The 426-nt window shown below is 69.0% G+C and carries 1 protein-coding gene; it reads right to left on the bottom strand.

The window, feature by feature from the left end; all coding sequences use genetic code 11:
- A partial coding sequence (locus G3I71_RS48275) for a class I tRNA ligase family protein (RefSeq protein WP_164325322.1) occupies positions 1–426 on the bottom strand: 426 nt, incomplete at both ends.

Here is a 426-nt window from a genome sequence, read left to right as displayed (position 1 = left end):
CAGCTGCTTGAACGCCCAGATGACCGACTCCATGAAGCTCGGGTCGAGCGTCTTGTAGTCGTGCTCGAAGTCCACCCAGCGCGCCTGGCGGGTGACGTAGTCCTGCCACTCCTGCGTGTAGGTGAGCACCGACGTGCGGCACGCGTCGTTGAACGCGGCGATGCCCATCTCGTCGATCTGGGACTTGTCGGTGATGCCGAGCACGCGCTCGGCCTCGAGCTCGGCCGGCAGGCCGTGCGTGTCCCAGCCGAACCGGCGCTCGACGCGGCGCCCGCGCATGGTCTGGTAGCGCGGCACGACGTCCTTGGCGTACCCCGTGAGCAGGTGCCCGTAGTGCGGCAGGCCGTTGGCGAACGGCGGGCCGTCGTAGAAGACGTACTCGTTGTCGCCCTGCTCGCCGGCCGGTCGCTGGTCGATCGACGCGCG

Source organism: Streptomyces sp. SID12501 (assembly GCF_010550245.1).
Lineage (GTDB): Bacteria > Actinomycetota > Actinomycetes > Streptomycetales > Streptomycetaceae > Streptomyces.
Note: the sequence above shows the minus strand (reverse complement) of the source record. Positions and strands in the feature narration are given on the sequence as shown.